This is a genomic window from Pseudomonas sp. UMAB-40 (genome assembly GCF_900095275.1).
GTDB lineage: Bacteria > Pseudomonadota > Gammaproteobacteria > Pseudomonadales > Pseudomonadaceae > Aquipseudomonas > Aquipseudomonas mandelii_B.
Window position 1 is genome coordinate 174661 of the sequence record NZ_LT607551.1, and the last position, 14669, is coordinate 189329.

Below are 14669 nucleotides of genomic sequence, written 5' to 3' on the forward strand. Positions count from 1 at the left end.
TTAGCCGGGGAGTATAGCGCTCCGAAGCGGACGACCGGTCAGCGATCACGCCGGCAGCACATCCAGCGGCACTTTCAGCTTGGCGGCCAGTGCCTGAGCTTCGAGATGCCCGGCGGGCGCCAGCAGACGCAATGTCACGCCCGATTGCGACGCCATTTTCTGCGCTTCTTTCACCAAGCGCTCGGCAACGCCACGACGACGGGTAATTTTTCGCACGCATAGTTGGGACAAGTGCCAAACATCAGTTTGCCTCTGCAAACGAGCCGCTCCGAGCAACCGGTCATTGAAGCGTCCAGCGATCAGCGAACCATCGCCCAGGCAGCCTTCGATCAGCTGCAACTCCCCTGAAAACGGGGCGAACAGCCATTCCGGGGCGTCGCGGTAAATTTTTTGCAGGTCTTGCTGATCCTGATAAGTGGCTTCGTGCAGCAGCTCGACTATGATCGGCATGGCGGTTCCTTCAGTGGTACGAGAACAGATGACTTACATAAAGGTGATATCACTTTGGTTTTTCTGTCACGTACAGATGGTAACCTCTGCCAGTTCGTCCGTCCTTCTGCGACGTGATGTCGCGCCAAAATGGAGCTTCACCCTGAAAAAGACAGTCATGCGTGCGCATAAGGCTGGGGGCGAAGAGTGGCTGGCGAACCATACTAATAATTGGGGGATACACAATGACCACGAGCATCACGGCGGACGGCTTCAAAGCCGATCAGCCCGGGTTCCTGTCCAAGGAACGCATCATCGCCAAGCCCGGTTTCAACCGTTGGCTGGTACCACCGGCCGCACTGGCCATCCACCTGTGCATCGGCATGGCCTACGGCTTTTCGGTGTTCTGGTTGCCACTGTCCAAGGCTTTGGGCGTGACCAAGGCGGTAGCCTGCGCGCCGGACATGAGCTTCATCTCGCAAGTGTTCTCGTCGCAATGTGACTGGCCGATCTCGATGCTCGGCTGGATCTACACCCTGTTCTTCATCTTCCTCGGCTGCTCGGCAGCGATCTGGGGCGGCTGGCTGGAACACGCCGGACCTCGCAAGGCTGGCGTTGTATCGGCGCTGTGCTGGTGTGGCGGTCTGCTGATCTCGGCGCTGGGGATTTACACCCACCAGATTTGGCTGATGTGGATCGGCTCCGGGGTCATTGGTGGTATCGGCCTGGGGTTGGGTTACATCTCGCCGGTGTCGACCTTGATCAAGTGGTTCCCGGACAAGCGCGGCATGGCGACCGGCATGGCGATCATGGGCTTTGGTGGTGGCGCGATGGTCGGTGCTCCGCTGGCCGCAGCCCTGATGGGCCACTTCGCTTCGGCAGACAGCGTCGGCGTATGGCAGAGCTTCCTGGTGATGGCCGCCATCTACTTCGTGTTCATGATCGGTGGCGCACTGTCCTACCGCGTGCCGCCAACCGGCTGGAAACCTGAAGGCTGGACCGCTCCGGCGAAAAAAGCTTCGAACGCGATGATCACTCACCGTCACGTTCACGTGAATGTGGCGTGGAAAACCCCGCAATTCCGTCTGGTGTGGCTGGTGCTGTGCCTGAACGTGTCGGCGGGTATCGGCATCCTGGGTATGGCTTCGCCGCTGTTGCAGGAAGTGTTCGGCGGTAAATTGATCGGTGTTGACCTGCCATTCGGTCAGCTGGACGCCGGGCAACTGGCTTCTATCGCGGCGATTGCGGCCGGTTTCACCGGTTTGCTGAGCCTGTTCAACATTGGTGGTCGGTTCTTCTGGGCTTCCTTCTCGGATTACCTGGGCCGTAAAAACACCTATTTCGTGTTCTTCGCCCTGGGCTTTGCCCTGTACGCGTTGATCCCGAACCTCGGTCACCTGGGCAACGTTGCGCTGTTCGTGGCGGCGTTCTGCATCATCCTGTCGATGTACGGCGGTGGTTTTGCGACCGTGCCGGCTTACCTCGCGGACCTGTTCGGTACGCAAATGGTCGGCGCGATCCACGGTCGTCTGCTGACGGCATGGGCGGCGGCGGGCGTGTTGGGTCCGGTGTTGGTGAACTACATTCGTGAGTATCAGTTGAGCATCGGCGTTGAACGCGCAGCGGCTTACGACATCACCTTGTACATCCTCGCGGGCCTGCTGGTGCTGGGTTTCCTGTGCAACCTGATGGTTCGCCCGGTGGCCGACAAGTACTTCATGACCGACGCCGAACTGGCCGCCGAACAGGCGCTGGGCCACGACAAGGGTGCTGATGCCAGCACCGTGCTGGAGTGGAAAGCGGCGCCGGGCACCAAGCCGTTGGCGATTGCTGCGTGGCTGGTGGTGGGTATTCCGTTGGCGTGGGGTGTTTGGGTGACCTTGCAGAAAACGGCAGTGTTGTTCCACTAAGGTGCAGGCATAGCTGATCTGAAGCCTTCAGATCAGCCAGTGACAACACCAAACCCTGTGGGAGCGGGCTTGCCCGCGAAGGCGTCAGGTCAAACAACATTGATGTTGTGTGTGCCGGCCTCTTCGCGGGCAAGCCCGCTCCCACATGGGCTCCACAAGACTTCAGATTTTCATTTTTCCGGCTTGTATGGACATGTCTATCCCCGACAACACTGGGTTCTGTCCGTCAGTCATATCACCTCCCGTGTTTCTGTTTCGCGCCCGCGCCCCTATAATGGCTGCCTTTTTCGCCCAATGATTTTGCGGAGCTGGTGATGGCCGAACGTAAGGCGTCAGTCGAGCGCGACACTCTGGAAACCCAGATCAAAGCCTCGATCAACCTGGATGGCACCGGAAAGGCCCGATTTGATATCGGTGTTCCTTTTCTTGAGCACATGCTGGACCAGATCGCCCGTCACGGGCTGATCGACCTGGATATTGTCAGCAAAGGCGACCTGCATATCGACGACCACCACACCGTGGAAGACGTCGGTATCACCTTGGGTCAGGCCTTCGCCAAAGCTATCGGCGACAAAAAAGGCATCCGTCGTTACGGTCACGCCTACGTGCCGCTGGATGAAGCGCTGTCGCGCGTGGTGATCGACTTCTCCGGCCGTCCTGGCCTGCAGATGCATGTTCCCTACACTCGCGCCACCGTTGGCGGCTTCGACGTTGACCTGTTCCAGGAATTCTTCCAGGGCTTCGTCAACCATGCGCTGGTCAGCCTGCACATCGACAACCTGCGTGGCACCAACACCCACCACCAGATCGAAACCGTGTTCAAGGCTTTCGGCCGCGCCCTGCGCATGGCTGTAGAGCTCGATGACCGGATGGCCGGTCAGATGCCGTCGACCAAAGGCGTTCTGTAATGCAGACGGTCGCGGTTATCGATTACGGCATGGGAAACCTGCACTCGGTGGCCAAGGCCCTCGAGCACGTCGGTGCCGGCAAGGTCCTGATCACCAGCGATGCCGATGTGATACGCGAGGCCGACCGGGTGGTTTTCCCCGGCGTCGGCGCGATTCGCGATTGCATGGCGGAGATCCGTCGCCTGGGCTTCGACTCGCTGGTGCGCGAAGTCAGCCAGGACCGTCCGTTCCTCGGCATCTGCGTCGGCATGCAAGCCTTGCTCGACAGCAGTGAAGAGAACGACGGCGTTGACTGCATCGGCCTGTTCCCGGGTGCGGTGAAGTTCTTCGGCAAAGACCTGCATGAAGACGGCGAACACCTGAAAGTCCCGCACATGGGCTGGAACGAAGTGAAGCAGACGGTGAGTCACCCGCTGTGGCACAACATTCCGGACCTGGCGCGTTTCTACTTCGTGCACAGCTACTACATCGCCGCCGGTAATGCGCGGCAGGTGGTCGGTGGCGGTCACTACGGTGTCGATTTCGCTGCGGCGCTGGCCGATGGCTCGCGTTTCGCCGTGCAGTTCCACCCGGAGAAGAGCCATACCCATGGCCTGCAATTGCTGCAGAACTTCGCTGCGTGGGATGGTCGCTGGTAAATGGCTGCCAAGAAAAAGCCGCCGATCCTGACCCTCACTCCCGAACAGGAGAACGAGGCCAATCACAAGATCAAACGCTTCATGGAAGATCGCTTCGAACTGGACCTGGGTTCGTTCGAAGCGGCTGAAATCCTTGAGCTGTTTACCCGCGAAATTGCGCCGCACTATTACAACAGGGCGATTTTCGATGTGCAGACGCACCTCAAAGAGAGGTTCGAGAGCATCGAAAGCGACCTGTGGGCGCTCGAGAAAAACTGATTTCCGAGCGAAGCTGAACACTCGAATTTGAAGGTTTGCCAGATGCTGATTATTCCCGCTATCGATCTTAAAGACGGTGCCTGTGTTCGTCTGCGCCAGGGCCGCATGGAAGATTCCACGGTGTTCTCCGATGACCCGGTGAGCATGGCTGCCAAGTGGGTGGAGGGCGGTTGCCGTCGTCTGCATCTGGTCGACCTGAACGGCGCCTTCGAAGGCCAGCCGGTCAACGGCGAAGTGGTCACCGCGATCGCCAAGCGCTACCCGAACCTGCCGATCCAGATCGGTGGCGGTATTCGTTCCCTGGAAACCATCGAGCACTACGTCAAAGCCGGCGTGAGCTACGTGATCATCGGCACCAAAGCCGTGAAAGATCCGGCCTTCGTCGCTGAAGCCTGCCGCGCGTTCCCGGGCAAAGTGATCGTCGGTCTGGATGCCAAAGACGGTTTCGTCGCCACCGACGGCTGGGCGGAAATCAGCACCATTCAGGTGATCGACCTGGCCAAGCAATTCGAAGCCGACGGCGTGTCCGCGATCGTTTATACCGACATCGCCAAAGACGGCATGATGCAGGGCTGCAACGTACCGTTCACCGCTGCCCTGGCCGCTGCCACGCGCATTCCGGTCATCGCTTCCGGCGGTATTCACAACCTCGGTGACATCAAGTCGCTGCTCGACGCCAAGGCGCCGGGCATCATCGGCGCGATCACCGGCCGGGCGATCTACGAAGGCACCCTTGATGTCGCTGAAGCGCAAGCTTTCTGCGATTCGTACAAAGGCTGAGGACTGACCATGGCGCTGGCCAAACGCATCATCCCTTGCCTGGACGTGGACAACGGCCGGGTGGTCAAGGGCGTCAAGTTCGAGAACATTCGTGATGCCGGCGATCCGGTGGAAATCGCCCGTCGCTACGACGAGCAAGGCGCCGACGAGATTACCTTTCTCGACATCACCGCCAGCGTCGACGGTCGCGACACCACGCTGCACACCGTCGAGCGCATGGCCAGCCAGGTGTTCATCCCGCTGACCGTGGGCGGTGGCGTGCGCACCGTGCAGGACATTCGCAACTTGCTGAATGCCGGCGCGGACAAGGTTTCGATCAACACTGCAGCCGTGTTCAACCCGGAATTCGTCGGCGAAGCGGCCCAGCATTTTGGCTCGCAGTGCATCGTCGTCGCTATCGACGCCAAGAAGGTTTCCGGCCCGGGCGAAACCCCGCGCTGGGAGATTTTCACCCACGGCGGTCGCAAACCGACCGGCCTCGACGCCGTTGAGTGGGCGAAGAAGATGGAAGGCCTGGGTGCCGGTGAAATCCTCCTGACCAGCATGGACCAGGACGGCATGAAGAACGGCTTCGACCTGGGCGTCACTCGCGCCATCAGCGATGCGCTGGGTATCCCGGTGATTGCCTCCGGCGGTGTCGGCAACCTGCAGCATTTGGCCGACGGCATCATCGAAGGTCACGCCAGCGCAGTATTGGCGGCGAGTATTTTCCACTTCGGCGAATACACCGTGCAGGAAGCCAAGGCCTACATGGCGCATCGCGGGATCGTGATGCGCTAAACAAATCCATGCAGGCCAGTGGACAGCATGGCGGGCTCAAGGCACTCTTGGGCACGCCATGGATTTCGGTAGCCCGACATGATCAAACGCCTTCTTCTTGTCCTCGCCAGCGCTTCTCTGTTGCTCATCAATGGAGTCCACGCTGAAGAAAGTCCCGACACCGACCTGGTGCTGCTCACGGAAAACTTCCCGCCATACAACATGGCGAAGAACGGCAAGAACTTCGCTCAGGACGAGAACATCAATGGCATCGCCGTGGACATCGTCCGTGAGATGTTCAAACGTGCCGACGTCACCTACAGCCTGACACTGCGCTTCCCTTGGGAGCGAATCTACAAACTCGCCCTCGAGAAACCCGGTTACGGCGTTTTCGTGATGGCGCGCTTGCCGGATCGCGAGAAGCTGTTCAAGTGGGTCGGTCCGATTGGCCCGGATGACTGGATCATGCTGGCCAAGGCTGACAGCAAGATCAGCCTGGAGACTCTGGATCAGGCGCGCAAATACAAGATTGGCGCGTACAAGGGCGATGCGATTGCCGAGACGCTGGCCAAACAAGGGTTGAAGCCCATTGTGGTGCTGCGCGATCAGGACAACGCAAAGAAGCTGGTGAATGGTCAGATTGATTTGTGGGCCACGGGCGATCCGGCCGGACGCTATCTGGCGCGTCAGGAAGGCGTGAACGGGCTGAAGACGGTGTTGCGGTTCAATAGCGCCGAACTCTATCTGGCCTTGAACAAAGATGTGCCGGATGAAGTGGTGGCCAAGCTACAAGCCGCGCTGGATCAGCTGCGCAAGGAAGGCGTGGTTGACGAGATCATGGCGCGGTATCTCTAGCCGCCCACCATGCCCGAGCTACCACCGCCCCCTGTAGGAACCGGCTTGCTGGCGAAGCGGTCTCAACTCTTGCATTGATCGCACTGCTGCCATCGCCAGCAAGCCGGCTCCTACAGGGGTTAGGTGGTGTCGCTGATTACCGGTACACGCCATCCTTACCGTGAGCAGCCGTTGCGCGATTGCTGCGCACGCTGATCATCTGCTTGATATCAATCCAGTCAATGCCCTGAGCTTTCAGCTTTGGCAACTCCCTCTCAAGCACCGCCAACGTCTGTGGATACGGATGCCCGATCATCACCGCCGAGCCCTGTTTGCGTGCCAGGCTGATCGCCGTCTGTAGCTGCGTAAAAATCGCCGCCTCAGTGCGCTCATCATCCAGAAACACATCCCGCGAAACGCTCGCCAAGCCAATCTTCTGCGCCTCGGCCGCTGCGACGGTCTGCGCGCTGGTGCGGCTGTCGACGAAGAGCTTGTGCCGGCGTTGCAAGTCCGCCATCAACCAGGCCATGGCCGGTTGTTGAGCGGTCATGCGACTGCCCATATGGTTGTTGATGCCGGCGGTATAAGGCACGACCTTGAACGCCGCGTTCAGGCGTTTCTCAAGTTCGTCGATGGGCAAGTCGGGATGCCAGGCGAACGGGCCGGTGGCCGGGTCCATGGGCATGTGCAGGATGACGATCTTGCCAGCGCGATGGGCTTCGCGGGCGAATTCGGTGGCGTGGGGCGTGTCGGGCATGATCGCCGCGGTCACCGGGCCGGGCAGGGCCAGCACGCGACGATCCCGGGGCAGGTTCTGCCCCAGGTCATCGATGATCAGCGTGAGATAGGCTTTCTGAGGCGCTGGCGTGGCGGGGGGCGCGTGAGCAACACCCGCCAGACCGCACAGCAGGCCGATCAAGAACCGCAGGCGCACCTCAGCGACCGGAGGTGATGCTCAGCCCTTTAAGCAGGCTCAGCGCCTGGGCCAGTTGGTAATCGTCATCCTGTGGCATTGCCTTGGCTTTGCCACTGGAGCCGGTCGGTTTGTCGGCGCCGCCGTTGCCATTGCCCAGGTGACCCTGCAGGTCGGCTTCCTTGAAGTATTCGCCGTCCTGCTCGTTGGTGATCTTGGCCTTGCGCACTTCGATGTCCGGGACGATGCCCTGGGCCTGGATCGAGCGGCCGTTCGGCGTGTAGTACAGCGCCGTGGTGATCTTCAGTGCGCGATCGTTGTTCAGTGGCAGCACGGTTTGTACCGAGCCTTTGCCGAAACTGGTGGTGCCCATGACCACTGCGCGTTTCTGATCCTGCAAGGCGCCGGCGACAATTTCCGAAGCCGAGGCGCTGCCGCCGTTGATCAGCACAACCATTGGCACGGCTTCGCTTTCGTCTTTGCCGGTGGCAGAGAAGCGCAGCTCGGAGTTGGCGATGCGGCCCTTGGTGTAAACGATCAGGCCCTTGGTGATGAAGTGGTCGACCACTTCCACCGCCGATTGCAACACGCCGCCCGGGTTGTTGCGCAGGTCGAGAATGATGCCGTTGAGCTTCTTGCCATTGTCCTTGCGCAACTTGGCCAGGGCCTTGGAGACTTCTTCGCCGGTCTTGACCTGGAACTGGGTGATGCGGATGTAGCCGTAGCCCGACTCCAGCAACTGCGCCTTGACGCTCTTCACTTGAATGATCGCGCGGGACAGGGTTACGTCGAACGGTGTACCGCCGTCGCGCACCAGGGTCAGGGTGATTTTCTGGCCGATCTTGCCGCGCATCTTGTCCACGGCTTCGGTCATGCTCTGGCCGCGAGTCGGCTGGCCGTTGATCTTGACGATGAAGTCGCCAGCCTGAATGCCAGCCTTGGAGGCCGGGGTGTCATCGATGGGCGACACCACTTTGATGAAACCGTCTTCGGCACCGACTTCGATGCCCAGGCCACCGAATTCGCCGCTGGTGCTTTCCTGCAATTCAGCGAAGTCTTCCGGGCCCAGGTAGGCGGAGTGCGGATCGAGGTTGCTGAGCATGCCCTTGATGGCGTTTTCCAGCAGGGTCTTGTCGTCCACCGGCTCGACATAGGCTGCCTTGATCCGATCCATGACCTCGGCAAAGGTGCGCAACTCTTCCAGAGGCAACGGCGCCTTGGTGGTCGCAGCAGTGCCCGCAGGCGCGACCGCCGGGGCCGGTTGAGCGGCGAACGCCAGAGGCGCGCCGATCACCAGGGCGATCGTCAGGGCCAGCGAGGTAAGGCGGGACAAATGCAGCATGTCGAACGAACTCCTAATGTAGGTGACTCAACGCCTATCCTTGCGCGCGGCACCATTGCGCCGGATCACTCGGGTGACCCTGCTGACGAATAGCGAAATACAGCGCTGGTGTGTCCTGCCCGCCACTGTTGCCAACAGTGGAGATGGACTCACCGGCTTTTACTACGTCACCCGCAGACTTGAGCAGCGTCTGGTTGTGACCATAAAGACTCAAAAAACCGTTGCCATGGTCAAGAATCACCAGCAGCCCGGCACCGCGCAACCAGTCGGCGAACACCACGCGACCGCCATGCACGGCGTGCACCTGGCTGCCGGCGGAGGCGCTGATCATCACGCCGTCCCACTTGGTACGGGCGTCGTCGCCACGGGATTCACCGAAGCGTGCCAGCAGTCGACCATCCACGGGCCACGGAAGTTTTCCCCGGCTTGAAGCAAAGGCGCCGCCAAAGGTCTCGCCTGAACTTGAAACCAGAGCGCCGGGTGTCGATTTAACCGGTTTGCGTGGGGCGTCGGTGGTCTCTGCGTCTGCAGCCGCCTGGGCCTCACGTAAACGCTTTTTTTCGGCTTCCTGCTGGGCGATGAGCGCTTTTTGTCGCGCCTCTTCAGCCTCTCGAGCCTGGCGGGCCAGGGTTTCTTCGATGGTTTTAAGGACTTTAGACAGGTCTGCCTGATCCTGCTCGCGGGCGGCCAGCTTCTGGTCGCGCGCCTTCACGTCGTCGCTTAACTTGGCCAGGACCTGCTGGCGCTCCTTGCGAACCTTGTCGAGTTCGTCGCGCTGGCTGTCGAGGCTGCTCTTCTGCACCAGCAATTGTGCCTGTTGCAGGGCGATGTCTTTTTCGACGTTGGCCAGTTGGCGCAGGGTTTCGTTGAAATTCTTCAGCTGCTCCAGGCGGGCCTGGCTCAGGTAGTCGTAATAGGTGAGGGTTCGGGCGAACTTTTCCGGATTCTGCTGGTTCAGCAGGAGCTTCAAGTACTCCTGACGGCCGTTCTGATAGGCCGCACGGGCCTGAATGGCGATCAGTCGTTGCTGTTCAGTGCGCGCGCTCTGGAGTTTTTTTTTCTCACCATCGAGTCGCTGCAGCTCGGATTCGCTTTTCTTCAGCTCTTTTTGCAGGGCTTCGACCTGCTTCTCGAGCTTGCCCATCTCGGTCTCGGTGCCCTTGAGGTCTTTCTGCACACCGGATTTTTCTTCCTGCAGCTTGCCCAGCAGTTTTTTCAGCTCGGCAATGTCCTGACGCGTGGCGTCCAACTGTTGTTGGGTTTGCGCGCGCTCGTCAGCGAAGGCCGGTTGGAGCAGGCAAGTCAGAGCAAGGGCTATCAGGACGCGAAGCATAGAGGCGGGCGACACCAGGGAAAGGGACGGCCTAGTATGCCCGCCAAGCGTCGCAAAAAAAACGCCCAATTGGGGTTGTGTGATAACCGGGCTGGGAAGCGAGGGTAATTAATCTTTGAAACCACCAAAAACCACTGTGGGAGCGAGCTTGCTCGCGATGGCGTCTTAACATTCAACATTAATGTTGGCTGTCAGATTGCTATCGCGAGCAAGCTCGCTCCCACAGGGTTTTGGCGGTGTTTGAACGGTCGGATTACACCAGAATCGACGTGCCGGTCATTTCAGAGGGTTTTTCCATCCCCAGCAACATCAGCATCGTCGGTGCCACATCCGCCAGCACGCCGCCATCACGCACCTTGTAATCACGCTTACCGACATAAATGAACGGCACCGGCTCGGTAGTGTGAGCGGTGTGCGCCTGACCGGTGGAGGCATCGGACATTTGCTCGACATTACCGTGGTCGGCGGTAATCAGCGCTTCGCCGCCGACCTTTTCCAGCGCTTCGACGATGCGGCCAACGCACAGGTCCAGGCATTCAACGGCTTTCACCGCCGCATCAAACACGCCGCTGTGGCCGACCATATCGCCGTTGGCGTAGTTGACCACGATCACGTCATAACGCTGGTTTTCAATGGCGTCGACGATGCGGTCGGTGACTTCCGGGGCACTCATCTCGGGCTGCAAGTCATAGGTGGCGACTTTCGGCGACGGGATCAGGATGCGTTCTTCGCCCGGGAACGGTTCTTCGCGACCGCCGGAGAAGAAGAAGGTCACGTGGGCGTATTTCTCGGTTTCGGCGATGCGCAGCTGGGTCTTGCCGTTTTTCGCCAGGTAATCGCCCAGCACGTTGTCCAGGCTGCCGGCGGCAAAGGCTGATGGCGCGGGAATGCTGGCGGCGTATTGGGTCAACATCACGAAACCGGCCAGTTTCGGCTGGCGCGCACGTTCGAATTCCTTGAAACCGTCTTCGACGAACACGCGGGTCAGTTCCCGGGCGCGGTCGGCGCGGAAGTTCATGAAGATCACGGCGTCGCCGTCTTCGACTTTCACGGGCTCGCCGATGGAAGTGGCTTTGACGAATTCGTCGCTCTCGCCACGCTCATAGGCCGCTTGCAGCCCTTCCTGTGCGGTGGCGGCGTTGAACTCGCCATTGCCGTCGACAATCAGGTTGTAGGCCTGGGACACGCGGTCCCAACGGTTGTCACGGTCCATGGCGAAATAACGGCCGACGATGCTGGCGATCCGGCCTTTGCCCAACGCCTGGAAAGTCGCGTCGAGCAGTTCGATGGACGACTGGGCGCTTTTCGGCGGTGTATCGCGGCCGTCGAGGAAAGCGTGCAGGTAGATTTTCTCAGCGCCGCGCTTGTAGGCCAGTTCAGCCATGGCGACCAGGTGATCCTGGTGGCTGTGAACGCCGCCATCGGACAGCAGACCCATGAAATGCACGGCCTTGCCGGCAGCCACCGCTTTATCCACCGCGGCGCAGATGGTCGGGTTCTCGAAAAACTCGCCGTCACGGATCGATTTGGTCACGCGAGTAAAGTCTTGATACACCACGCGACCGGCGCCCAGGTTCATGTGGCCGACTTCGGAGTTGCCCATCTGGCCGTCCGGCAGGCCGACGTCCATGCCGCTGCCCGAGATCAGGCCGTTCGGCACAGTGGCCCACAAGCGGTCCAGTACGGGCTTCTTCGCCGCAAACACGGCGTTGGATTCAGGGCTCTCACTGTGACCGAAGCCGTCGAGAATAATCAGGACCAAAGGTTTAGGCGTGGTAGTCATGGATTCCACTCGTGGCTGAATTAAAAGAGGGCGATGGAAAAGGGAGTGGCAGTTTAAAGCGAAGTTCCGGCCACGTCACCGCCGGACGGGGTTTGGCCCACCATAGTGGCTGTGTATACTGGCCGACATTTTAACGCCCTGGAACCTCCTTCGATGGTTGCTCACCTGATTGAATTTGCCACTAACCACTATCTGCTCGTCGGTATCTTCGTCGTACTGCTGGCGTTGCTGATCGCTTATCAGATGCAAGGCGGCGGCCGCAGCCTGAGCACCGGTGAACTGACCGGCCTGGTCAACAAGGACGCAGGCGTTGTGATCGACATCCGTCCGGTCAAGGATTTCGCCGCCGGTCACATTGTCGGCGCGTTGAATATCCCCCACGACAAGCTGACCGCTCGCATTGCCGAACTGGAAAAGCACAAGGCCAAGACCATCATTCTGGTCGATGCCATGGGCCAGACCGCCGGCACTCACGCCCGCGAACTGATGAAATCCGGCTTCACCGCCGCCAAGCTGTCCGGCGGTATTTCCAGCTGGAAAGGCGACAACCTGCCGCTGGTGAAGTGATATGAGCAACGTCGTCGTCTATTCCAGCGATTACTGCCCTTACTGTTCGCGAGCCAAGTACCTGCTCGAGAACAAAGGCGTGGCCTTCGAAGAGATCAAGGTCGATGGCAAGCCGCAGGTGCGTGCCGCCATGGCCCAGAAGGCCGGACGGACGTCCGTGCCGCAGATCTGGATCGGCGAGCGCCACATTGGTGGCTGTGATGATTTGTTTGCCCTTGAGCGCGCCGGCAAGCTCGACGCCATGCTCAAGGCCTGAATGCCTTCCCTATAAGACCCCAAGATCAGAAAGGATCTGAGATGACTGACCAACAGAACACTGCAGCTAGCGAAGAAGACACCGCACCGCAATTCTCCTTGCAGCGCATCTATGTACGTGACTTGTCGTTCGAAGCCCCGAAAAGCCCGGCGATCTTCCGCCAGCAGTGGGAGCCAAGCGTCGGTCTGGATCTGAACACTCGTCAAAAGGCGCTGGAAGGCGACTTCCACGAAGTCGTGCTGACCTTGTCCGTGACCGTGAAAAACGGTGACGAAGTGGCGTTCATCGCTGAAGTGCAACAGGCCGGGATCTTCCTGATCAAGAACCTGGACGACGCGTCGATGAGCCACACCCTCGGCGCGTTCTGCCCGAATATCCTGTTCCCTTACGCTCGCGAAACCCTGGACAGCCTGGTGACCCGCGGCTCGTTCCCGGCCCTGATGCTGGCTCCGGTGAACTTCGACGCGCTGTACGCACAAGAACTGCAACGCATGCAGGCGGCTGGCGAGACTCCAACCGTTCAATAAGCGGTCCTGAGTCAAAGCAAGTCCAATGTGGGAGCGGGCTTGCTCGCGAAAGCGGTGTAACAGTCAACGATGATGTTGAATGTTATGGCCTCTTCGCGAGCAAGCCCGCTCCCACATTTGTTATGCGGTGTTACTTGAAGCCGAGCTGGCGCCAGCCTTCGTAGACGGCGACCGCCACGGTGTTCGACAGGTTCAGGCTGCGGCAGCCTTCACGCATCGGCAAGCGCAGGCGTTGTTCGCCGGGCAGGGTATCGAGCACTTCCGCCGGCAAGCCGCGGCTTTCCGGGCCGAACAGGAACGCGTCGCCCTCGGCGAAACTGGCATCGTGGAACGGACGCGAGCCCTTGGTGGTGAACGCGAACAGCCGAGGATGGCCGAGGCTTTCCAGGCAGCTGGCGAGGTCCGCGTGGCGTTGCAGGGTGGCATACTCGTGGTAGTCGAGACCGGCCCGGCGCAGGCGCTTGTCGTCCATCTCGAAGCCCAGCGGTTCGATCAAATGCAGGTGGCAGCCACTGTTGGCGCACAGCCTGATAACGTTGCCGGTATTCGGCGGAATTTCTGGTTGAAAGAGGATGACGTGAAACATGCACGGCTCCGAAGGTAAAGATGAGCGGCATTCTACGCCGCCCATCGACCCACGTTCGAAACTATTACCGCGGGTAATGGGTTCGCTGGCGATTGTCGGACTGATGGTGGGGCTGATGATCGGTCGCCTGACCACGCCTGACCCCAGCGAATTGCAACAGGTCGAGGTGACGGACGATGGGCTGGTGGTGTGGTTCAACAACGAACCCAAATCCCATGGCGAATTCGTGGACGGCAGCCTCGCGCTGCTGTTCGAGGCGCAAGGCAAGGCGCAGAAAGGTCAGCTCAAGCTCAACGACAAGGTCGTGAACTGGCGGACGCGCTTGAGTGATGGGGGGTTGTTACTGACGGTAGTGGCGGCCCGGCCACTGCAGGGCGAGTGGACCGGTAGCGAGGTCGATGACCGCTGGCGACTGGAGATCCATCTCCGGGAGCAATAAAAGAGGGAATCCCCGGCCTGCCTGTACCAAGGTTCCCAAAACGGCAGGGCTCGCGCATGGCGTCGAGCCCGGTGTAAAGAAGGACCCCCTGACCTGCCTGTATCAAGGGCCCCAAAACTGGAGGGGCTCGTCGCGAGTGCGGTGTGAGCCCGATGTAAAGAGGGGAATCCCCGGCCTGCCTGTACCAAGGTCCCCGAAACCGGGTAGTGAACTGAATCACTGAATGGACTATTGCAGGGGGCGTGCCAGGTTTTAACAAGTTGAAACAGAAAGCTGCGCTGGAATGCCGAAAGCCCCGTATTACGGGGCTTTCGTGTTTTTTCGATCAGGGTTCGATTGTGAACTCGGGCGGGGGTTTGAAGCGGTTTGCGTGCGCGATTGCAGTTCACGATGCATTACGGCGGTGC

The 14669-nt window shown here is 60.0% G+C and carries 17 protein-coding genes; 11 read left to right on the forward strand and 6 right to left on the reverse strand.

Annotated features, from left to right (window positions below):
- Positions 1 to 45 precede the first annotated feature (45 nt).
- Entirely contained in the window at positions 46 to 450 is a 405-nt protein-coding gene (locus tag K0F88_RS00875) for an acetyl-CoA sensor PanZ family protein (RefSeq protein ID WP_094469589.1), read from the reverse strand.
- A gap of 224 nt (positions 451 to 674) precedes the next feature.
- On the opposite strand from K0F88_RS00875, the gene K0F88_RS00880 reads away from it, so the two are divergent.
- The 7 genes from K0F88_RS00880 (at position 675) to K0F88_RS00910 (ending at position 6537) form a co-directional block, all read left to right on the forward strand.
- A complete protein-coding gene (locus tag K0F88_RS00880; RefSeq protein ID WP_219093300.1) occupies positions 675 to 2339 on the forward strand; it encodes an OFA family MFS transporter in 1665 nt (554 codons plus the stop codon).
- 314 nt (positions 2340 to 2653) lie between these two features.
- Positions 2654 to 3247, forward strand: coding sequence for an imidazoleglycerol-phosphate dehydratase HisB (hisB, locus tag K0F88_RS00885; protein WP_003218037.1), 594 nt, complete (start codon positions 2654 to 2656; stop codon positions 3245 to 3247).
- Positions 3247 to 3885 (forward strand): imidazole glycerol phosphate synthase subunit HisH, encoded by a 639-nt coding sequence (hisH, locus tag K0F88_RS00890; RefSeq protein ID WP_090176778.1) that lies wholly within the window; start codon positions 3247 to 3249, stop codon positions 3883 to 3885. Before hisB ends, hisH begins: the two co-directional genes overlap by 1 nt.
- Positions 3886 to 4143, forward strand: coding sequence for a DUF2164 domain-containing protein (locus tag K0F88_RS00895; protein ID WP_046045558.1), 258 nt, complete (start codon positions 3886 to 3888; stop codon positions 4141 to 4143).
- 42 nt (positions 4144 to 4185) lie between these two features.
- A complete protein-coding gene (hisA, locus tag K0F88_RS00900) occupies positions 4186 to 4923 on the forward strand; it encodes a 1-(5-phosphoribosyl)-5-[(5-phosphoribosylamino)methylideneamino]imidazole-4-carboxamide isomerase (RefSeq protein WP_010464588.1) in 738 nt (245 codons plus the stop codon).
- A 9-nt stretch (positions 4924 to 4932) separates the two neighbouring features.
- The gene (gene hisF, locus K0F88_RS00905; RefSeq protein WP_007972752.1) at positions 4933 to 5703 is read left to right on the forward strand and encodes an imidazole glycerol phosphate synthase subunit HisF; all 771 of its coding nucleotides are present in this window, start codon (positions 4933 to 4935) and stop codon (positions 5701 to 5703) included.
- A gap of 78 nt (positions 5704 to 5781) precedes the next feature.
- On the forward strand, positions 5782 to 6537 hold the full coding sequence (locus K0F88_RS00910; protein WP_094469586.1) for an ABC transporter substrate-binding protein: 756 nt from the start codon (positions 5782 to 5784) through the stop codon (positions 6535 to 6537).
- Between the two features lie 136 nt (positions 6538 to 6673).
- On the opposite strand, the gene K0F88_RS00915 is transcribed toward K0F88_RS00910, so the two are convergent.
- The 4 genes from K0F88_RS00915 to gpmI all read right to left on the reverse strand — a co-directional run bounded on the left by K0F88_RS00915 (position 6674) and on the right by gpmI (position 11887).
- Complete coding sequence (locus tag K0F88_RS00915; protein ID WP_219093301.1) at positions 6674 to 7450, reverse strand: divergent polysaccharide deacetylase family protein; 777 nt, start codon at positions 7448 to 7450, stop codon at positions 6674 to 6676.
- Between the two features lies 1 nt (position 7451).
- Positions 7452 to 8771, reverse strand: coding sequence for a S41 family peptidase (locus K0F88_RS00920; RefSeq protein WP_219093304.1), 1320 nt, complete (start codon positions 8769 to 8771; stop codon positions 7452 to 7454).
- 34 nt (positions 8772 to 8805) lie between these two features.
- Complete coding sequence (locus tag K0F88_RS00925; protein WP_219093306.1) at positions 8806 to 10104, reverse strand: murein hydrolase activator EnvC; 1299 nt, start codon at positions 10102 to 10104, stop codon at positions 8806 to 8808.
- 253 nt (positions 10105 to 10357) lie between these two features.
- Positions 10358 to 11887 carry a 2,3-bisphosphoglycerate-independent phosphoglycerate mutase gene (gene gpmI / locus K0F88_RS00930; RefSeq protein ID WP_219093309.1) on the reverse strand — a complete coding sequence of 510 codons (1530 nt, stop codon included), beginning with the start codon at positions 11885 to 11887 and terminating at the stop codon, positions 10358 to 10360.
- A 153-nt stretch (positions 11888 to 12040) separates the two neighbouring features.
- Here gpmI and K0F88_RS00935 point away from each other — a divergent pair, with 153 nt between their 5' ends.
- From K0F88_RS00935 to secB, 3 genes are read left to right on the forward strand one after another with little or no spacing between them, the layout of a single operon-like run.
- The gene (locus K0F88_RS00935) at positions 12041 to 12454 is read left to right on the forward strand and encodes a rhodanese-like domain-containing protein (RefSeq protein WP_219093311.1); all 414 of its coding nucleotides are present in this window, start codon (positions 12041 to 12043) and stop codon (positions 12452 to 12454) included.
- Between the two features lies 1 nt (position 12455).
- Entirely contained in the window at positions 12456 to 12710 is a 255-nt protein-coding gene (grxC, locus tag K0F88_RS00940; protein WP_010464569.1) for a glutaredoxin 3, read from the forward strand.
- A gap of 41 nt (positions 12711 to 12751) precedes the next feature.
- Positions 12752 to 13237 carry a protein-export chaperone SecB gene (gene secB / locus K0F88_RS00945; RefSeq protein WP_131061261.1) on the forward strand — a complete coding sequence of 162 codons (486 nt, stop codon included), beginning with the start codon at positions 12752 to 12754 and terminating at the stop codon, positions 13235 to 13237.
- Between the two features lie 130 nt (positions 13238 to 13367).
- On the opposite strand, the gene K0F88_RS00950 is transcribed toward secB, so the two are convergent.
- Complete coding sequence (locus K0F88_RS00950; RefSeq protein ID WP_219093312.1) at positions 13368 to 13823, reverse strand: tRNA (cytidine(34)-2'-O)-methyltransferase; 456 nt, start codon at positions 13821 to 13823, stop codon at positions 13368 to 13370.
- Here K0F88_RS00950 and K0F88_RS00955 point away from each other — a divergent pair.
- Positions 13822 to 14262, forward strand: coding sequence for a hypothetical protein (locus K0F88_RS00955; protein ID WP_094469578.1), 441 nt, complete (start codon positions 13822 to 13824; stop codon positions 14260 to 14262). The two genes, K0F88_RS00950 and K0F88_RS00955, sit on opposite strands and share 2 nt — an antisense overlap.
- The last annotated feature ends 407 nt before the right edge of the window (positions 14263 to 14669 follow it).